20 protein-coding genes and 1 tRNA gene are annotated in these 18,483 nt (G+C 67.5%); 16 read left to right on the forward strand and 5 right to left on the reverse strand.

The features are described from left to right. Nucleotides 1–9: 9 nt before the first annotated feature. From nth to ACG02S_RS06110, 3 genes are read left to right on the forward strand one after another with little or no spacing between them, the layout of a single operon-like run. Complete coding sequence (gene nth, locus ACG02S_RS06100) at nt 10–654, forward strand: endonuclease III (protein ID WP_394469552.1); 645 nt, start codon at nt 10–12, stop codon at nt 652–654. Nucleotides 655–665: 11 nt separating this feature from the next. Continuing rightward, on the forward strand, nt 666–878 hold the full coding sequence (locus ACG02S_RS06105) for a DUF904 domain-containing protein (protein WP_394469553.1): 213 nt from the start codon (nt 666–668) through the stop codon (nt 876–878). Continuing rightward, the gene (locus ACG02S_RS06110; RefSeq protein WP_394469554.1) at nt 875–1,195 is read left to right on the forward strand and encodes a cell division protein ZapA; all 321 of its coding nucleotides are present in this window, start codon (nt 875–877) and stop codon (nt 1,193–1,195) included. Before ACG02S_RS06105 ends, ACG02S_RS06110 begins: the two co-directional genes overlap by 4 nt. On the opposite strand, the gene ACG02S_RS06115 is transcribed toward ACG02S_RS06110, so the two are convergent. Then, nucleotides 1,183–3,054: a M48 family metalloprotease gene (locus ACG02S_RS06115; protein WP_394469555.1), complete on the reverse strand. Its 1,872-nt coding sequence runs from the start codon at nt 3,052–3,054 to the stop codon at nt 1,183–1,185. The two genes, ACG02S_RS06110 and ACG02S_RS06115, sit on opposite strands and share 13 nt — an antisense overlap. Nucleotides 3,055–3,384: 330 nt before the next feature. Here ACG02S_RS06115 and ACG02S_RS06120 point away from each other — a divergent pair, with 330 nt between their 5' ends. Both ACG02S_RS06120 and ACG02S_RS06125 read left to right on the forward strand, forming a co-directional pair. Continuing rightward, on the forward strand, nt 3,385–3,843 hold the full coding sequence (locus tag ACG02S_RS06120; protein WP_394469556.1) for an EVE domain-containing protein: 459 nt from the start codon (nt 3,385–3,387) through the stop codon (nt 3,841–3,843). Continuing rightward, entirely contained in the window at nt 3,840–4,652 is an 813-nt protein-coding gene (locus ACG02S_RS06125) for a sulfite exporter TauE/SafE family protein (RefSeq protein WP_394469557.1), read from the forward strand. The genes ACG02S_RS06120 and ACG02S_RS06125 overlap by 4 nt, the downstream gene beginning before the upstream one ends. Here ACG02S_RS06125 and ACG02S_RS06130 read toward each other — a convergent pair. Further along, a complete protein-coding gene (locus ACG02S_RS06130) occupies nt 4,649–5,653 on the reverse strand; it encodes a GGDEF domain-containing protein (protein ID WP_394469558.1) in 1,005 nt (334 codons plus the stop codon). The two genes, ACG02S_RS06125 and ACG02S_RS06130, sit on opposite strands and share 4 nt — an antisense overlap. A 212-nt stretch (nt 5,654–5,865) precedes the next feature. On the opposite strand from ACG02S_RS06130, the gene ACG02S_RS06135 reads away from it, so the two are divergent. The 6 genes from ACG02S_RS06135 to ACG02S_RS06160 all read left to right on the forward strand — a co-directional run bounded on the left by ACG02S_RS06135 (nt 5,866) and on the right by ACG02S_RS06160 (nt 10,637). Continuing rightward, the gene (locus tag ACG02S_RS06135) at nt 5,866–7,095 is read left to right on the forward strand and encodes a BaiN/RdsA family NAD(P)/FAD-dependent oxidoreductase (RefSeq protein ID WP_394469559.1); all 1,230 of its coding nucleotides are present in this window, start codon (nt 5,866–5,868) and stop codon (nt 7,093–7,095) included. A gap of 155 nt (nt 7,096–7,250) precedes the next feature. Then, the gene (gene rpsU / locus ACG02S_RS06140) at nt 7,251–7,463 is read left to right on the forward strand and encodes a 30S ribosomal protein S21 (protein ID WP_007833691.1); all 213 of its coding nucleotides are present in this window, start codon (nt 7,251–7,253) and stop codon (nt 7,461–7,463) included. Nucleotides 7,464–7,562: 99 nt separating this feature from the next. Continuing rightward, nucleotides 7,563–8,009, forward strand: a complete 447-nt coding sequence (locus ACG02S_RS06145; protein WP_394469560.1) for a GatB/YqeY domain-containing protein — start codon at nt 7,563–7,565, stop codon at nt 8,007–8,009. Nucleotides 8,010–8,019: 10 nt separating this feature from the next. After that, nucleotides 8,020–8,364 (forward strand): protein tyrosine phosphatase family protein, encoded by a 345-nt coding sequence (locus ACG02S_RS06150; RefSeq protein WP_394469561.1) that lies wholly within the window; start codon nt 8,020–8,022, stop codon nt 8,362–8,364. A 93-nt stretch (nt 8,365–8,457) separates the two neighbouring features. Further along, nucleotides 8,458–9,066, forward strand: a complete 609-nt coding sequence (locus ACG02S_RS06155) for a TRAP transporter small permease subunit (RefSeq protein ID WP_394469562.1) — start codon at nt 8,458–8,460, stop codon at nt 9,064–9,066. After that, nucleotides 9,066–10,637 carry a TRAP transporter large permease gene (locus tag ACG02S_RS06160; RefSeq protein WP_394470147.1) on the forward strand — a complete coding sequence of 524 codons (1,572 nt, stop codon included), beginning with the start codon at nt 9,066–9,068 and terminating at the stop codon, nt 10,635–10,637. The genes ACG02S_RS06155 and ACG02S_RS06160 overlap by 1 nt, the downstream gene beginning before the upstream one ends. 27 nt (nt 10,638–10,664) lie before the next feature. Here ACG02S_RS06160 and ACG02S_RS06165 read toward each other — a convergent pair whose 3' ends face one another. The 3 genes from ACG02S_RS06165 to ACG02S_RS06175 all read right to left on the reverse strand — a co-directional run bounded on the left by ACG02S_RS06165 (nt 10,665) and on the right by ACG02S_RS06175 (nt 13,496). Then, nucleotides 10,665–12,011, reverse strand: a complete 1,347-nt coding sequence (locus ACG02S_RS06165) for a TolC family outer membrane protein (protein WP_394469563.1) — start codon at nt 12,009–12,011, stop codon at nt 10,665–10,667. Nucleotides 12,012–12,151: 140 nt separating this feature from the next. After that, complete coding sequence (locus tag ACG02S_RS06170) at nt 12,152–12,805, reverse strand: protein-L-isoaspartate O-methyltransferase family protein (protein ID WP_394469564.1); 654 nt, start codon at nt 12,803–12,805, stop codon at nt 12,152–12,154. A gap of 55 nt (nt 12,806–12,860) precedes the next feature. After that, nucleotides 12,861–13,496: a TetR/AcrR family transcriptional regulator gene (locus ACG02S_RS06175; RefSeq protein ID WP_394469565.1), complete on the reverse strand. Its 636-nt coding sequence runs from the start codon at nt 13,494–13,496 to the stop codon at nt 12,861–12,863. Nucleotides 13,497–13,616: 120 nt separating this feature from the next. Here ACG02S_RS06175 and ACG02S_RS06180 point away from each other — a divergent pair, with 120 nt between their 5' ends. The 5 genes from ACG02S_RS06180 to ACG02S_RS26450 all read left to right on the forward strand — a co-directional run bounded on the left by ACG02S_RS06180 (nt 13,617) and on the right by ACG02S_RS26450 (nt 18,443). Next, complete coding sequence (locus tag ACG02S_RS06180; RefSeq protein WP_394469566.1) at nt 13,617–14,474, forward strand: undecaprenyl-diphosphate phosphatase; 858 nt, start codon at nt 13,617–13,619, stop codon at nt 14,472–14,474. A gap of 21 nt (nt 14,475–14,495) precedes the next feature. After that, the gene (gene map, locus ACG02S_RS06185; protein WP_394469567.1) at nt 14,496–15,317 is read left to right on the forward strand and encodes a type I methionyl aminopeptidase; all 822 of its coding nucleotides are present in this window, start codon (nt 14,496–14,498) and stop codon (nt 15,315–15,317) included. Between the two features lie 3 nt (nt 15,318–15,320). Continuing rightward, nucleotides 15,321–17,909 (forward strand): [protein-PII] uridylyltransferase, encoded by a 2,589-nt coding sequence (locus tag ACG02S_RS06190; RefSeq protein WP_394469568.1) that lies wholly within the window; start codon nt 15,321–15,323, stop codon nt 17,907–17,909. A 35-nt stretch (nt 17,910–17,944) separates the two neighbouring features. Next, a tRNA-Ala gene (locus ACG02S_RS06195) sits at nt 17,945–18,020 on the forward strand. Next, the gene (locus tag ACG02S_RS26450; protein ID WP_474103948.1) at nt 17,982–18,443 is read left to right on the forward strand and encodes a D-apionate lactonase family protein; all 462 of its coding nucleotides are present in this window, start codon (nt 17,982–17,984) and stop codon (nt 18,441–18,443) included. Before ACG02S_RS06195 ends, ACG02S_RS26450 begins: the two co-directional genes overlap by 39 nt. The last annotated feature ends 40 nt before the right edge of the window (nt 18,444–18,483 follow it).

The raw sequence follows: 18,483 nt of genomic DNA on the forward strand, positions 1-18,483 counted from the left end.
AATGCCGGCATGGATGCCGCGCAGATCGAACGCTTTTTCGCCACGCTGAAAGCCGCCAATCCGGCGCCGCAGACGGAGCTGGAGTTCGCCAGCGTGTTCGAGCTGCTGACCGCCGTGCTGCTGTCCGCCCAGGCCACCGACGTTGGCGTTAACAAGGCCACGAAACGCCTTTTCGCCGTGGCCAACACGCCGGCGCAGATCCTCGCGCTGGGCACCGAGGGTCTGGAGTCGCACATCAAGACCATCGGCCTGTACCGCAGCAAGGCCAAGCACCTGCTGCAGACCTGCCGGATGTTGATCGATTTGCATGGCGGCGAGGTACCGCGCTGCCGCGCCGACCTGGAAGCCCTGCCGGGCGTGGGACGCAAGACCGCCAACGTGGTGCTCAACGTCGCCTTCGGCGAGCCCACGATGGCGGTAGATACGCACATCTTCCGCGTCAGCAACCGCACCGGTCTGGCGCCCGGCAAGACACCGCTGGCCGTGGAGCTGGGCCTGCTGGACCGCGTGCCCGAGTCTTATCTCGTCGACGCCCATCACTGGCTGATCCTGCATGGCCGCTACGTCTGCCAGGCCCGCAAGCCTTTGTGCAACGCCTGCGCAGTGATCCAGGAATGCGACTACGGTCGCGCCCTAAAATCTGCAGCCGCTTGAGAACCCTATCCATGGCCAGCCTGACCGACCTGACCGACCGCGTGGAGCGACTGCTGTTGCGCCACGACGAGATCCTGCGCACCAACCTGCTGCTGCAGGTGCAGCTCACCGCCATCACGCAAGAGCGTGACAGCCTGCGCTCGCGCTTGAACGCCGCGCGCGCCCGCGTCGACGCGTTGCTGGAACGCCTGCCCGTCGATGCACCGAAGGACGAGCAGCCATGAAGCAGATGGAAGTCACCATCATGGGCCAGAGCTACCTGCTCGGCTGCCCCGAAGGCGGCGAAGCCGCGCTGAGCGCTGCCGTGGCGCAGGTGGACCGTGAGATGAGCGCCATCCGCGACGCCGGCAAGGTCAAGGCGCGCGAGCGCATCGCCGTGCTGGCCGCGCTTAACCTGGCCTACCAACTGGCCGATGCACCGCGCGAGCCCCCTGCCAACATCGCCCCCCCGGCCGCGCCGCCCGCTTTGGCGACACCCGACATGGATGCCCTCATCCAGCGCCTGGACGAGGCGCTGGCCCACGACGGTCAGTTGCTCTGAGCCCCAACCTGCGGATAGACCGGCTCGAAAGCACCGCGGCGGATCTCGTCGAGCGTGGGTGACTCACCGGCCCACAGCACCAGCACCTGTCCAGGCAGGCTCAGCGTGCGCTCCAGCCAGCGGCACAACTCGAACCGATCCTCGTCCGACATGCGCGGCAGTTCCACGAAGGCGAGATAGGCCCGGCGCCGCGGGAACTCGCGCAGCGCCTTGCGAACCAGCCAGCCACGAACCACCGGCTTGCAAAGCGCCAGTTCGGCCTGCACCTCGCCCAGCTCGAAGTCCGAAAGGTCGTGCCGCGTCACCTGGCCGAAATACGGCAACTGGCGCAGTTCCTCCCAGGCGCGCGCCTCGCCTTCCTGCGCCTGCTTGCGGCGCTCGCGCCAGAGCTTGAGCGCCGCCGCGTCGTGCGCCAGCCCGGGGCGCGTAGTCTCCAGTTCCTCCACGGCCTGGCTGGCTGCCCACCAGCGGTGCTCGCCGCTCGCGTCCCACAGGCGCTGCAAGCCCTGCAGCCGCGCTACCCGGTCGTCATCGGCCAGCGTCTGCACCCACCCCTGCAGCGCGGCCGGGTGCTCGGCACTGCGTTGCAGCGCCATCTCGTACAGCGACCGCAGATCGGCGTGGGGGTTGAGTTGGCGCAGCAGCGTCGCCTGTTCGACCCATTGATCGGCGCTGTGCGTGGCGCTCGATGCCGCGAGCCCCTGCACCCGTTCGCTCACCCGCCCCAGCCACGCATGGTGACGCTTCCAGCCGCTGGCGTTGTCCCTGCACCATTGCTTGTCGAAGTGCGCAATCCAGCGAGGCGCCTCGTCACCCAGCAGTGCCAGTGCGCTGCGGCGCGACCATTCCGGCAGCACCGCCTGGCCGCCCAACGCAGCGGCACGGTCGCGCAGGCCCGGATGCGTGTCGGCGACGTCGCTGACGCGGGCCAGCGCCTGGCGCAGCGCCTCCCTCGCAAAAGCGGCCTCGGGCGCCAGCAGCAACTGCGCACGCAGCGCCTGGAACGGCCCCACCGGCAGCGCCGCCGTGGCGGCCGTGCGCCAGTGATCCCCCCAGAACTTCTGCTGCAGCCAGGCGCCCTTGACCTCAATCTCCACCAGCGCCGCCGTCGCCACCTCTGCCCCCACCAGGCGTCCGGCGATGCGGTCGGCTTCGTACTCGTCCTGGCGGGCCAGCGCGAAGGTCTTCGCTGCGAAGCGCGGCAGGTACCAGTTCATGAACGCCTGCGTCGCAAACGACATCACGTTTTCGTCGCGGCTCAAGGCGTCATGCAGGCGCGTCCACGACAGCCGCGTGCGGTAGATCCAGGCAGCGAAACGTCCATGGTCACCGCGCAGGTGACCGTACTCGTGCGTCAGCACCGCCAGCAGCCGCGGGCGGTCCAGCGCCATCAGCAGCGGGAGCCCCAGCGTCAGTGTGTTCGTCGCCCCGCCCAGCAGGCCCCAGCGCGGTGTCTGGCGGATGCTCGCGTTGAACTCCTCATCCAGGTACACGGCGTGCAAAGGCGGGCCGTGTACCTTGTTACGGATGCGCTCGAGTGCGTCGAACAACGCGGGCGCCTCGCGCGCCGTGATGACCAAGCCTTCGGGCGCATCAAGGCGCACCCACAATGCCCGCAGGCTAGCCCACAGCAGGCCCAGCGCCGCGAGCAGCAACCACAGCATCCAGCCGCGAAAGCGCCCGTGCAGCAATTGCGGCACGACCCATGCCACCAGCCCGGTCGCCAACACCAGGCACCCCACTACCCACGCATAGCCCAGCGCAGCGAACGCCGCCACGCCCCGGCGGTAGCGTCGGCTGTCGTCCGCACTGGCCTGCTCGCTCAGACGCACCAGATGCACGAACTCCGCCTGATCCATGACTACCTCCCTCGCGGCATTGCCGTCTCGTTCTCTGATGGGCGCGCATCCTAGCGAGTGCCAGGGGCATTTGGCGGCCCGCTCGCTGGCCACGCCGCAGGTCCTAGAATCCACCCCGTCCATCGCTTTCCCCGGGGCTTTATTTCCTTCATCCGATGCTCTATGAGCAAGGGCTTGGAAAATGCCGGACGGGCGTGATCGTCTCGCGTCAGATGAACCCGAAGTCCGGCTGACCTCGCCCACCTGATTACCCCTGGGTGTTCAGGATCTCGGCCCCCAGGATTACGGTGGACACCTCTTCTTCCCTCTCGCTCCCTTTAGCATCGGCCGATGAACTACTGGCTGATGAAGTCCGAGCCCGACGAGGCGTCCATCCTCGACTTGCAGCGCGCCGGCACCCTGCCCTGGACGGGAGTGCGCAACTACCAAGCGCGCAACTTCATGCGCGACGACATGCGGCTGGGCGACGGCGTTTTGTTCTATCACTCGTCGTGTCCCGAGCCAGGCATCGCAGGCCTCGCCGAAGTCTGCAGCGCGGCCTATCCAGACGCCACCCAGTTCGACCCGGCCAGCCACTACTTCGACCCCAAGTCCAAGCCCGAAGCGCCGCGCTGGGTGCATGTTGACGTCCGCTGGCGCGAGACGACGCGGCTGCTGAGCCTGAAGGAGATGCGCGATACGCCGGAGCTGGCTTCGATGCGCGTGCTGGAGCGCGGCAGCCGGCTGTCCATCACGCCAGTCACGCCCGCCGAATGGCGGGCCGTGCTCAAGCGGCTGCACGCGGCATGACTGCCAGCCTCGTTGCCGAACTGCTGGCACTGGGCCTGGCGGCGGGCTTTCTTGCTGGACTTCTGGGCATCGGCGGCGGCATGTTGATGGTGCCATTCCTGACCCTCATCCTCGGCCAGCGCGGCGTGGACGGCGGGCTGGCCGTCAAGATGGCCATTGCTACGTCGATGGCGACCATCATGTTCACGTCGCTGTCCAGTGTGCACGCCCATCACAAGCGCGGCGCCGTGCGCTGGAACCTCGTCAAGGGCTTGGCGCCCGGCATCCTGGCGGGCGGGCTGCTGGCCGGCGCGGGTCTGTTCGTGCTGCTGAAGGGCGCCTGGCTGGCGCTGGTGTTCGGCGCGTTCGTCAGCTTCTCCGGCTGGCAGATGCTACGAAACAAGCGCCCGGCCCCGAGCCGGCAGATGCCCGGCCCGGCCGGCCAGTTCGGCGCGGGCGCCGGCATCGGCTTGCTGTCCGGCCTCGTGGGAGCCGGTGGAGGCTTTGTCAGCGTGCCCTTCATGGTCTGGTGCAACGTGCCGGTTCATCTGGCCGTGGCCACCAGTGCCGCGCTAGGCTTTCCGATCGCGGTGGCCAACACCCTCGGCTACGTCGTGAGCGGCTGGGGCATGGAGTCGGCGCTGCCGGGTGCCTTCGGCTACCTGTACCTGCCCGCACTGGTGGTCATCGCCGCGGCCAGTGTGACCATGGCGCCGCTGGGCGCGCGCACGGCGCACGCCATGGACGTGTCGCAACTGAAGAAGGCGTTCGCGACGCTGCTGTTCGCGCTCGCGGCCTACATGCTCTGGAAGGGGTTCAGCGAGATCTAGCCGAAGGCGATGGACGCCAGAACCACCTGGTTGCCGCCGCGCCGCTGGGCCTCGTGAACGGCAGCTTCACTGGCAGCCATCAGTTCTTCCTGACGCGAAGCCGTGTGCGGGAAGCTGCAAACGCCCATGGAGATGGACAGACCCAGATCCTGCCCGTTGAGCACGACGATCTGCGCCGCGCACTGGCGGCGCAGTTGCTCCATGCGCGCATGCGCCGTCGCCAGGCCAACGCCCGACAGCAGCACGGCAAAGCGCTGCGCGCCGATGCGGCAGGCCGAGTCCATCGCCCGCGTGTTGGCGCGCAGCATGCGCCCGATGCCTTCAAGCAGCCGTTGCTGGGCATCGTCGCCCAGCGCAGTGACTGCGGGCGATGCGTCCAGTGCAATGACCACCAGCGCGAACTCGCGATGCTCGCGGGAAGACAGGTCGATCTCGCGCAGCAGTTGGTCGTCGAACTGCGGCCGCAGGTAGAGGCCTGAGACGTCGTCGCGGCCCGAGCCCTGCTGCAGCTCGCGGCGGATTTGCTCGATGGCGCCCTGCTGCTGCTCGATCTGGCCCAGCGCGCGCTGCAGCTGCGCCTCGCGATGGCGTTCCTCGGTGCGCTCGTGCCACACCGCCAGCAGAAACTCCTGGCCCAGCGCCAGCCGCGTGACGCCGAACTCGCGCCGCCGGCCATTGATCTCCAGCTTGTGTTCGGACACGACAGGGTGGCGCTGCGCCATGACGGTCTGCTCGACCCGCCGCAGCGCCGTGGTCTCGTCCGCCCTGAGCAATTCGGCATCGGTATGGCCGATGACGGCATCGCGCTCGAACATTTGCGCCAAGCCCGGGCTGGCGAAGACGTAGCGCCCGTTGGCCACGGCCTTGATCGCCGCGATGCTGCCCAGAGGCTCGATCAGCGCGACCAGCCCGGCCAGCGCCTCTCCGCCCAACTCGGCATGCCCGGCCAGCCATTGCGTCAGGCTGTCAGGCTGCAGCGACGAAGGATCGGTCATGTCCATGGAATCGTTGAGATGCGATCGCGTGCCAGCGGCGGGGAACCGGGCTTGTCCTGCGTCGAAGGACTGTAGAGGGGCGCGAGCCTGGCCAGCAAGGCCGCCTCACCCCACGAATCGGGCCTCCCCCCTAAGAAGCCGTCGCTCTGTTTGGCGCCCATCCTAACGATTTTCGACGGCAGCGCCGGCGACAATCGGGGGGGTTCAAATGGAGACGTATGCAGGCATTCGATGTGGTGGTGGTGGGCGCGGGCGCGGCTGGGCTTTTCTGTGCTGGCCAGGCCGGCCAGCGCGGCCTTCGCGTGCTGCTCGTAGACCATGCCTCACGACTGGCCGAAAAGATCCGCATCTCGGGCGGCGGGCGTTGCAATTTCACCAATCGAGATGCAGGCCCCGCCAATTTCCTGTCAGACAACCCGGCGTTCTGCCGCTCCGCGCTGGCACGCTACACGTCGCAGGACTTCATCAAGCTGGTCCAGCGCCATGGCATCGCCTTTCATGAAAAGCACAAGGGCCAGCTGTTCTGCGACGACTCCAGCGAGCAGATCATCCAGATGTTGCTGAAGGAATGCGAGGCTGGCGACGTCACGCGCTGGCAGCCCTGCACGGTGGCGGACGTGCGCCCCCGACCCGAGGGCGGTTTCGAGCTGGACACCAGCCAGGGCGCCGTGAGCGCAGCACGCGTCGTGGTCGCCACCGGCGGCCTGCCCGTGCCGAAGATCGGCGCCACCGACTGGGGCTTGCGGCTGGCAACCCACCTCGGGCATGCCATCGTCGAGCCGCGCCCGGCGCTGGTGCCATTGACTTTCGACGCCGACACCTGGGCGCCATTCGCCGCGCTGGCCGGGCTGTCGCTTCCGGTGGAAGTGTCCTGCGGTAGCGGCAAGACGCGCATGCGCTTCCTGGAGGATTTGCTGTTCACGCACCGCGGCCTCAGCGGGCCCGCGATCCTGCAGATTTCGAGCTACCGCGCGGCCGACCAAGCCCTGCAGATCAACCTGGCCCCGGAACTGCGGCTGGATCAAGAACTGGTGGAGGCCAAGGGCAGTTCACGTCGCCAACTGGGCAATGAGCTGGCGGCCCGCCTGGCACAGCGCCTGGCCAGCGCCTGGCTGGAGCGCGCGCGTCTCGAACCTAGCCGTCCGCTGGCCGAATGCCGCGACGCCGATCTGCAGCGCCTCGGGCGCAGCGTTCACGAATGGCAGCTGACGCCCAGCGGCGACGAAGGCTGGCGCAAGGCCGAGGTCATGCGCGGTGGCGTCAGCACCCGCGACCTGAGCTCGCAGACCATGGAAAGCCGGCGTGTGCCGGGCCTGTACTTCATCGGCGAGGTGGTGGACGTGACGGGCTGGTTGGGGGGCTACAACTTCCAGTGGGCATGGGCCAGCGCGGTCGCGTGTGCGACCGCGATGGCAACCGCGGCAGCGGAAGCATCTGCCGGCGCCTGAGCAGATCTTGGCAAGTCGTTGATTTCCCGGCTACAATCCCCGGCTTTGCTGGCAAACCCCGCGCGTCGATTCGCAGGCATCACCCGTGATGCAGCAATCCGGAACCTGCTGCTGATACGAAGCCGCGAACACCGAGCGCAATCTGAAGGAAATAAATGACCACCATCCGCGTCAAGGAAAACGAGCCGTTCGACGTCGCCCTGCGTCGCTTCAAGCGCACCATCGAGAAGCTGGGCCTGCTGACGGACCTGCGCGCCCGCGAGTTCTACGAGAAGCCCACCGCTGAGCGCAAGCGCAAGAAGGCGGCCGCGGTGAAGCGCCATTACAAGCGCGTTCGCAGCATGCAGCTGCCCAAGAAGCTGTACTGATCGTCTCTGACGCGACCCGGAACCCTGCGTTCCGGTGAACTCCAAGACCCGCCACAGGACGCTGTCGCGGGTTTTTGTCTTTTTGAACCGGAATTTCCCATGAGCCTCAAAGACCGCATCACCGAAGACATGAAGGCCGCGATGCGCGCCAAGGAAGCCGACCGCCTGCTGACCATCCGCGGCCTGCTGGCTGCCGTGAAGCAGAAGGAAGTGGACGAGCGCATCGTCGTGGACGACACCGCGCTGGTGGCCATCGTCGACAAGCTGATCAAGCAGCGCAAGGACTCCATCAGCCAGTTTGCCGCCGCCGGACGAGACGACCTCGTTGCCAAGGAAAGTGCCGAGCTGGCCGTGCTGCAGGTCTACCTGCCCGAGCGCCTGTCCGCCGAGGCTGTTGCCGAGAAAGTCGCGGCCATCGTGGCCGAGCTTGGCGCCAGCGGCCCCGGCGACATGGGCAAGGTGATGGCGGCGGCCAAGGCCCAGCTGGGCAATGCAGCCGAGATGTCCACTGTGTCTGCCGCCGTCAAGGCCGCGCTGGCCAAGTAAGGAGCCTGCCATGAGCCTGCCCCTGCAAGCGCTGACCCCCGACATCTGCGTGGCCCCCCAGTTGCAGCCCGAAGCCATGGCCGAGGCCGCGGCGATGGGCTTCAAGAGCGTGGTCAACAACCGGCCCGACTTCGAGCACGGCCCCGACCAGCCGACCTCGGCCGCCATCGAGGCGGCCGCCCAGGCGGCGGGATTGCAGTACCGTCACCTGCCCGTGGCCGGCGGCTACCAGTCGCCCGAGGAGATCGAGGCGTTCGCGCAGCTGCTGGAAGACCTGCCGCGCCCGCTGCTGGTGTTCTGCCGCTCCGGCGCACGCTCGACGCGCCTGTTCATGCAGGCGCAGCAACTGGGCTGACCTCGGTCGGTGCTTTCCCTAGCGGCGGCTCAAAGAGCCAGTCGCTTCCTCAGTGGTCGCTACATTGGCGACCGCTTTGCATCCAGTCCTTTCATGAACGCCCTGCTCTCCCTGGCGCGGCGCATCGACCGCCTCAACGACGGCTTCGGCGGCTTGGCCGCCTGGGCCGTGCTGCTGTCGTGCTTCATCAGCGCGGCCAATGCCATCGTCCGCTACGGCCTGGACTACTCGTCCAACGCCTTCCTGGAGATCCAGTGGTACCTGTTCGCGGTGTGCGTGATGCTGGGCGCGGCGCAGGTGCTGCGCCTGAACGAGCATGTGCGGGTTGACCTGTGCTACAGCCGGCTCACCGGCCGCGGCAAGGTCTGCGTGGACCTGTTTGGGCTCGTGTGCTTCCTGCTGCCCGTCATTTGCTACATGGCGTGGCTGTCGTGGGGCCTGTTCGTCGTCAAGCTCAGCACCGGCATGAGCGGCGGTGACTCTGTCGCCAGCCTCGGTCTGGCGGGCTATGCGTCCAAGCTGCTGACCAGCGGCGAGATGTCCAGCAACGCCGGCGGCCTGATGCGCTGGCCGGCCGTGCTGACGCTGCCGCTGGGCTTTGCACTGGTGGCGCTGCAAGGCGTGTCCGAGATCATCAAGCGCGTGGCCTGGCTGGCCCACCGCTACGAGATGGACACGCACTACGAGAGGCCGCTGCAATGATCGCGATGGAGCACTTCCCCGCGGTGATGTTCGCGGGGCTGATCCTCATCCTGCTGATCGGCTTCCCGGTCGCGTTCTCGCTGGCGGCGCTGGGCCTGGCCTGCGGCTTCTTCGCGGTCAGCCAGGGTTGGTTCCCGCCCGAGTTCATGAGCGCGCTGCCGCAGAACGTGTTCGGCATCCTGTCCAACGAACTGCTGCTGGCCATCCCCTTCTTCACGCTGATGGGCGCGCTGCTGGAGAAATGCGGGCTGGCCGAGGACATGCTGGACTCGATGGGCCAGCTGTTCGGCCCCGTGCGCGGCGGCCTGGGCTACTCGGTGATCATCGTCGGCTTCATCCTCGGCGCAATCACGGGCACCGTGGCGGGCCAGGTCATCGCGATGGCCATGATCTCGCTGCCGGTCATGATGCGCTACGGCTACAACATGCGCTATGCGACTGGCGTGCTGGCGGCGTCCGGCACCATCACGCAGCTGGTGCCGCCATCGCTGGTGCTGGTGGTGCTGGCCGACCAGCTCGGCCGCTCGGTGGGCGACATGTACAAGGGCGCCTGGGGCCCGTCGATTCTGCAGGTGCTGATCTTCGCGCTCTACACCTTCGTGCTGAGCCGCGTGAAGCCGCACCACGTGCCCGGCGTGCCCCGGGAGGCACGCACGCTGCAGGGCCGCGCGCTGTGTCTCAAGTGCCTGCGCGGCATCATCCCGTCGGCCATCCTGATCTTCGCCGTGCTCGGTTCCATGGGCGGCCTGCCAGGCATCAACACGGCCATCTGCACCCCGACCGAGGCCGGCGCGATGGGTGCCGTGGGTGCCTTCATCCTGGCGGCGCTGCACAAGCGGCTGACCTGGCCGCTGGTCAAGGACGCGATGGCCGGCACGATGCGCATTACCGCCATGGTGGTGTTCATCCTGATCGGCTCGCGCACGTTCTCGCTGGTGTTCCAGGGCGTCGAGGGCGGACACTGGATCGAGAACATGCTCAGCGACCTGCCTGGCGGCCAGACCGGCTTCCTGATCGCGGTCAACCTGTTCATCTTCTTCCTGGCGTTCTTCCTCGATTTCTTCGAGATCGCCTTCATCATCCTGCCGCTGCTGGGCCCGGTGGCCGACAAGCTGGGCATCGACCTGGTCTGGTTCGGCGTCATGCTGTGCGTGAACATGCAGACCAGCTTCATGCATCCGCCGTTTGGCTTCGCGTTGTTTTACCTGCGCGGCATCTCGGACACGCTGTTCAAGAACGGCGCGCTGCCACGCAAGGTCGAATCGCGCGACATCTATCTGGGCTCCATCCCCTGGGTGTTTATGCAGCTGGTGCTGGTGGCCTTGGTCATCTGCTTCCCGCAGACGGTGACCGCCTTCCTCGACAAGGAGAAGGCCGTCGACATGGACCAGGCGTCTGAGCTGCTGCAGCAGATGGGCGAGCAGGCCAAGCCCGCCGGCGACCCGAATGTGGAGGACATGAACCAGCTGTTTGCGCCCGAGCCTGGTGCCTCGGCGGCATCAGCGGCCTCGTCTGCCGACGATGGCGACGCGGTGCGCCGCGCACTGGAGCAGGACGCGCCGAAGCAGTGAAGGCGCGGCGACCGCCGCGCGCCGGTATTACCGCACCAGCAGCGTGTTGACCGCCGTCAGGTCCTCGGCACGCAACTGGCCCGAGGCCTGGCGCAGGCGCAGGCTGTTGACCACCACGTCATAGCGCGCCTTGGCCAGGTCTCGCTGCGTCGAAAACAGCTGGGTCTGCGCATTCAGCACGTCCAGGTTGACGCGCACGCCGACCTTGTAGCCCAGCTGCGTCGCCTCCAGCGCCAGCTTGGTGGACGCCTCGGCGGCCTCGTAAGCGCTGACCTGCGCCTTCAGCGACTGCACGCCGAAAAAGGCGCGGCGCGTGGCCTCCGCCACCGAGCGGCGCGCGAAGTCTAGATCGTTGCGGGCCTTGTCCTCCAGCACCAGCGTTTCCTTGATGCGGTTCTGCGTCAGGCCGCCGGTGTAGATCGGATAAGTCAGCGTCAGGCCGATGCTGGCCGCCTTGGACGTGCCCACGCCGGTGGCCGCAGCCGCCGCACCGTTCAGGCTGTTGTGTAGGTTCTGCGCGCCCAGCGTGGCACTGGCGTCCAGCGTGGGCTTGTTGCCCGCACGTGCGATCTCAGTGTCCAGCTGGGCGATCTCCAACCCCATGCGAGCCTTGCGCACGCCCGGATGCTGCTCATCGGCCGTCGCCACCCAGGTCTCGACCTGGTCGCTGGGCAGCGCCGGCAGCGCGACCGGCTGGGCCAGGCCCTTGGGCTCTACGCCGGCGCGGCCAACGAACTGGTCGAGCGTCACGCGCTTCACGCGCAGGTCGTTGTCTGCGGCCAGCTCCTGTGCGACCGCCAGGTCGTAGCGGGCCTGGGCTTCACGCGTGTCGGTGATGGTGGCCGTGCCAACCTCGAAGTTGCGCTTGGCCGAAGCCAGTTGCTCCGCGATCGCCGCCTTGTTGGCCTGCGACGTCGTCAGCGCGTCCTTGGCCGCCAACACGTCGAAATAAGCCGTGGCCAGTCGCACGATCAAGTCCTGCTCGGCCGTCTCCAGGTCGGTCTGGGCGATGCCCAGCGCGCGGCGCGCCTTGTCGATGGTGGGCAGGTTGGCCGCGTTGTAGACCGAGTAGCGACCCTGCAGTCCGGCCGCCAGCGTGCGGCTGTTGACAGCACCGCCAACGGGCGGATCGTTGCGCGCCTGCGTGCCCGAGGCCGACAGCCCCAGTGTCGGCCGCAGCAGGGACTCCGCCTGGGCCGCGCGTGCCGCCGCGGCATCGGCGGTGTTGCGAAACGCCAGATAGGTCGCGTCGTAGCCCCGCGCGGCGTCGTACAGCTCCTGCAGGCTCTGGGCCTGGGCAGCGCCCGCAAGCAAGAGCCCGGCGGCGAGGGCCAGCGGTTGCAGGATCAGACGATGGGCTTGGACGAAAGGCATGGAATTCCTTGGCTGGAGCATTGAATTGAGCAGCGGCCGGATTTATAGACGCAAAGCCTGCCGGTGACTGAAGCCATGTGACGAGTTGCCCCTTGAAGGCGGCAGGCGGCGCCTGGCGACGACGGGCGGCAGGCGCGCGGTCAGAAGCTGAAGGCGGATGCCTCGGCAAAACCGGGCAAGCGACCGGCGACCGTGTCGAACAGTTCCGTCTTGCTGAACTCGGCCGCACCCCGGCGCGTGATCAGCACGGCACGCATGACCGGCTCTTCGCCGACGACGGCGACCAGGCGCCCACCCACCTTCAGCTGGTCCAGCAGCACCTGCGGCACGGCGGCCACCGAGCCCGACAGCAGGATCGCGTCGAAGGGCTGCTCGCCGGCCAGCCCGCGGGCCCCGTCCTGGTTGAGCACGCTGACGTTCAACACACCGGCACGCTTGAGGTTGACCACGGCCTGAGCGGCCAGGGCGGCATCGGCCTCCAGCGCGACGACGCTCTGCGCCTGGTGGCCCAGCAGCGCGGCGAGGTGGCCGGTGGCAGTGCCGATCTCCAGCACCTTCTCGTGGCGCTGCACCTTCAGCTCCTGCAGCAGGCGGGCCTCGACGCGCGGCGCGAGCATGCGGCGCGCGGCCGTCAGCGGCAGCTCGGTATCGACGAAGGCCTGCGCGCGCAGCGCGTCGGGCACGAAGTCTTCCCGGTGCACCGCCTGCAACAGCGCCAGCACGCCGGGGTCCAGCACATCCCAGGGGCGGATCTGCTGCTCGATCATGTTGAAGCGGGCTTGTTCGACGTTCATCTTGTTCTCCGAGGCACGGTACGGCCGAAAGGCAAAATTCTAGAGGCCCGCATCGTCAGCCAGGCTGAGCGAGCAGGCCGTGCAGCAACAGCGACATCTGCGCTTCCAGCAGTTCCAGCGGGCTCATGCTGTGGTTGCACATGTCCTGAGCGCCGAAAGAATGTTCGTGCAGCATCATGTGCATCAGCGGCGCGATCAGCATGTGGACGGTGGCCTCGATCGGGACAGCGCGGAACTCGCCCGCCTCGATGCCGCGCCCGATGAGGTCGCCCAGCAGGTTCTGAGACGGGGAGATAACCTCGTCGACGTAGAAGCGTGCCAGCTCGGGAAAGTGTCGCGCCTCGATCATCATCAGCGTGCAGACAACACCGGCATTGCCCTGCCCGACCTTGGCCCACCACGCGCGCATCATCTCCGCCAGCAATGGCGCGATGGGGCCTTCGTACTGCGCCGCCTGCGCCGCGGACTCGGCGATGTGCACCGACAGGTTCTCGCGCACCATCGCCTTGAACAGCTCTTCCTTGCTCGGGTAGTAGCGGTACAGCGTGCCCTTGGCCACGCCGGCGCGCGCAGCCACTTCCTCGCTGCGTGTGGCGGAAAAGCCCTTCTCGACGAACAGCGCCAGTGCCGCGTCCAGCAGCTCCTGCGGTCGCGCGTCCTTGCGGCGTTGACGGGTGGGAGCGGCAGCCATGGTTCTTTGGCGTTAATGACCCAAGGGTCAGTAATGTAGCCGCCGCCCCCGAGTCCCTGCAAGGTGCGGTCTTGGAGCCTGGCTACACTGCGCGGCTTTGCTTGTCACCGGAGCTGTTGCGTGGACGTCATCCTGTTGGTCAAAGCCGCCGTCATGGGCATCGTCGAGGGGTTGACTGAGTTCCTGCCGATCTCGTCCACCGGCCATCTGATCCTCGCCGGGTCGCTGCTGAACTTCGTCGGCGAGAAGGCCAAGGTGTTCGAAATCGCGGTGCAGACCGGCGCGATGTTCGCGGTGGTCTGGGAGTACCGCCAGCGCCTGGCGCGCACGATCAAGGGCGTTGCCAGCGAGCGGCAGGCGCAGCGGTTCGCGCTGAACGTGGCCATCGCCTTCATCCCGGCCGTCGTGCTGGGGCTGGCCTTCGGCAAGCTGGTGAAGTCCCACCTGTTCCACCCGGTGCCGGTGGCCATGGCCTTCATCGTGGGCGGCTTCATCATCCTGTGGGTGGAAGCCCGCCACAAGCGCCTGTACGGCGACATGGACATGCAGGGCGCCCGCCGCGCCCGCATCGAGACCGTGGACGACATGGGCCCGCTGGACGCGCTGAAGATCGGCCTGCTGCAGTGCCTGGCGCTGATCCCCGGTACCAGCCGCTCCGGTGCCACGATCATCGGCGGCATCGTGCTGGGCATGTCGCGCAAGGCTGCGGCGGAGTTCAGCTTTTATCTCGGCATCCCGACACTGATGGGCGCCGGCGCCTACTCGGTCCTGAAACAACGCGATGCCCTCTCGTGGGCCGACATGCCCATGTTCGCCGTGGGTCTGGTGTTCGCGTTCATCAGCGCCCTGTTGTGCATCCGCTGGCTGATCCGCTACATCTCCAACCACGACTTCAAGGTGTTCGCGTACTACCGCATCGTGTTCGGCCTCGTCGTGCTGGCCACCGCCTACATGGGCATGGACATCTGGAAGGACTGAGGCAGCGCGGATAATCCCGCCATGGCCATCACGATCAAGACCGGTGCCGATATCGACGGCATGCGCATCGCCGGACGCCTGGCGTCCGAAGTCCTGGACATGCTGACACCCCACGTGAAGCCGGGCGTCACCACCAACGAACTAGACAAGCTGGCGCACGACCACATCGTCAACGTGCAGCATGGCATCCCGGCGCCGCTGAACTACTGCCCGCCGGGCTACGTACCCTACCCCAAGTCCATCTGCACTTCGGTCAATCAGCAGGTCTGCCACGGCATCCCGAACGACAAGCCGCTGAAGAACGGCGACATCGTCAACATCGACGTCACCGTCATCAAGGACGGCTGGCACGGCGACACCAGCCGCATGTTCGTCGTCGGTGACGGCAGCATTGCTGCCAAGCGGCTGTGCGCGTTCACGTACGACGCCATGTGGAAGGGCATTGCCAAGGTCAGGCCCGGCGCGCGGCTGGGCGACATCGGTCACGCCATCCAGACCTTCGCCGAGAACGCCGGTTTCTCCATCGTGCGCGAGTTCTGCGGCCACGGCATCGGTCAGGTGTTCCACGAGGAGCCGCAGGTGCTGCACTACGGCCGCCCCGGCACGTTGGACGAACTGGTGCCCGGCATGATGTTCACCATCGAGCCCATGATCAACGCCGGCCGGCGCGAGATCCGCGAGACGGGCGATGGCTGGACCATCGTCACCAAGGACCGCTCGCTGTCGGCGCAGTGGGAGCACACCATCCTCGTCACCGAAACCGGCTACGAGGTGATGACGCTGTCGGCCGGCAGCCCGCCGCCGCCGGCGTTCATCACCGCGACGACGCCCGCGGCGGCCTGAGCCGTGGCGACCCTCGCGGACCTCCGCCATCAGTTCAAGGCGGGCAAACAGGCCCTGATCGACGGCTTCCTGGCCGAGCACCCCACCCAGACCGGCGCCGAGCGGCTGCTGCGCCGCGTGGCCCGCCATGTCGACGACACGCTGCGCGCGCTGTGGGCCCAGGCCGGCATGCCGGCAGGCTCCTGCCTGGCTGCCGTCGGCGGCTACGGCCGCGGCGAGCTGTTCCCGCACTCCGACGTGGACGTACTGGTGTTGCTGCCGGACGGCGTCGAGGCCTACCAGCCCGGCCCAGCCAAGAGCGCCATCGAGAGCTTCATCACGGCCTGCTGGGACGTGGGGCTGGAGATCGGCTCGTCGGTGCGCACGCTGGGCGAATGCCTGTCCGAATCCGCTGGCGACGTGACCATCCAAACCGCGCTCCTGGAAGCCCGTCCGCTGGCCGGCGACGCGAAGCTGTTCCGCCTGATGCACAAGCGCTTCATGCAGGCCATGGACCCGCGTGCCTTCTTCCGTGCCAAGACGCTGGAGGCCGTGCAGCGACACACCAAATTCGACGACACGCCCTACGCGCTGGAGCCCAACTGCAAAGAAAGCCCAGGCGGCCTGCGCGACCTGCAGATGCTGATCTGGATCGCGCGCGCCGCCGGGCTGGGCAAGACCTGGAAGGACTTGAGCGCGCGCGGGCTCATCACGCCGTTCGAGAGCCGTCAACTGCAGCGCAACGAGGGCCAGCTGCGGTTGATACGCGCTCGGCTGCACGCGGTGGCCGGCCGCCGGGAGGATCGCCTGGTGTTCGACCTGCAGACGGCCGTGGCGCAGAGCTTCGGGTTCGAGAGCACCAAGGCCCAGCGCGCGTCCGAGGTGCTGATGCGGCGCTACTACTGGGCCGCCAAGGCAGTCACGCAGCTGCACCAGATTCTGCTGCTGAACCTGGAGGAGCAGATCAACGGCTCGCAGCAGGACCAATTGCGCGCACTTGACGGCCACCCCGACTTCCTGGACCGTGGCCGCATGCTGGAGATCGCCCGCGACGACCTTTACCAGCGCGACCCGCACGCCATCCTGCGCACCTTCCTGGTCTACCAGCAGGTGCGCGGCATCAAGGGCCTGTCCGCACGCACGCTGCGCGCGCTTTACAACGCGCGCAGCCTGATGGACGCCGCCTGGCGCCGCGACCCGGTCAACCGCGCGACCTTCATGGCCATGTTGCGCGCACCCGAGGGCCAGACGCACGCCTTCCGGCTGATGAACCAGACCTCGGTGCTGGGCCGCTACCTGTGGGTGTTCCGCGCGATCGTCGGGCAGATGCAGCACGACCTGTTCCACGTCTACACGGTGGACCAACACATCCTGATGGTGCTGCGCAACGTGCGCCGCTTCTTCGTGCCCGAGCATGCGCATGAGTACCCGTTCTGCTCGCACCTCGCGTCACAGTTCGACCAGCCCGAGCTGCTGTACGTGGCCGCCCTTTTCCACGATGTCGCCAAGGGTCGCGGTGGCGACCACTCCGAGCTGGGCGCTGTGGAAGTCCGCCGCTTCTGTCGCCAGCACGGCATGAGCGCCGACGACGCGACGATGTGCGTCTTCCTCGTCGAGCACCACCTGACGATGTCCCGCGTGGCGCAGAAGGAAGACCTGTCGGACCCCGCCGTCATCGGTGCCTTCGCCGCCAAGGTGGGCGACGCACGCCGCCTGACCGCGCTGTACCTGCTGACCGTGGCCGACATCCGCGGCACCAGCCCCAAGGTCTGGAACGCCTGGAAGGGCAAGCTGCTCGAAGACCTGTACCGCATCACGCTGCGCGCTCTCGGCGGGGCCAGGATCAACATGGACGCCGAGATCGAGGCCCGCAAGCAGGAGGCTCGGCAAGACCTGGCCCTGCATTCGCAGCTGCCCGGCACCGAGGCGCCGCTGTGGCAGAAGCTGGCCATCAGCTACTTCGCCCGCCACGACGCCACCGAGCTGGCCTGGCACGCGCGTTCGCTGTGGCGCCACGTGCAGACGCCCACGCCGGTCGTTCGCGCCCGCCCCTCGCCCATCGGCGAAGGCCTGCAGGTGCTGGTCTACGCCCCGGACCAGCCCGACCTGTTCGCGCGCATCTGCGGCTACTTCGACACTGCCGGCTTCAACATCCTGGACGCCAAGGTCCACACCACCCGCGACGGCTACGCGCTGGACACCTTCCAGGTCATCCGCCCCGAGGCGGATCTGCACCACCGTGACCTGGTGCCGCTGGTCGAGACCAAGCTGACCGCAGCGCTGCACACCACGGGCCCGCTGCCCGAGCCCAAGCGCGGCCGGTTGTCGCGACGCGTCAAGAGCTTTCCCTACTCGCCGCGCATCTCGCTGCGCCCTGACGAGAAGGCCACCGCCTGGCTGCTGACCATTTCCACAAGCGACCGCGCCGGACTGCTCTACGCCATCGCCCGCGTGCTGGCGCGCCACGGCATCAACCTGCAGCTCGCCAAGATCTCGACGCTGGGCGAGCGCGTCGAAGACACCTTCCTCGTCGACGGCCCGGCCCTACAGCAGAACAAGGCACAGCTGCAGATCGAGAGCGAGCTGCTGGACGCCGTCTCGCTGCCCGCCTGAGCAGGCCGACAGGCTGGCTATACTGCGACCCTCGTGGGGGGGTAGCTCAGCTGGGAGAGCGCCGCGTTCGCAATGCGGAGGTCGGGAGTTCGATCCTCCTCCTCTCCACCAGGTGCATCTAAGTCCTTGATTCTTGGGAAGTTCCTTTCGAATCAAGGGCTTTCTTCCTTGTTTTCTACACAAGGATGCCAGACAGACGCTCCAAGCGAGGTCGCACATCGTGCAGAGCGTACGCAACCTGTTCCCTCGCTGGGCCTCGGCCCGATCAACATCGCCCCCCGGCGCAAACCGTATGGCCAAGGCACGGCAGCCAATCCGCAAGGCTGCCGGCTTCCGCTGGCAGATGCCGACCCCCGGCACGCTGCGGCGTTTGGCGCTGGACCGTGGGCTACGCCGCTGCCGTGTCACCGCTGGGCGTCGAGGTGCTCGCGCTGCATGACAGCCATGGCCCGCACGGCACCAGGCCCATCAGCTCACCCACACCCGCATGGTGCGTACTTCAGCACCTCGCAACCGCTGCGGGCGCGCGACTGATACCCCTGCTGAATCTTCCCGACGGTGTCGTCGGCATCGC

Origin of the sequence: Pelomonas dachongensis (assembly GCF_043555865.1) — a bacterium.
Classification (GTDB): domain Bacteria; phylum Pseudomonadota; class Gammaproteobacteria; order Burkholderiales; family Burkholderiaceae_C; genus Pelomonas; species Pelomonas dachongensis.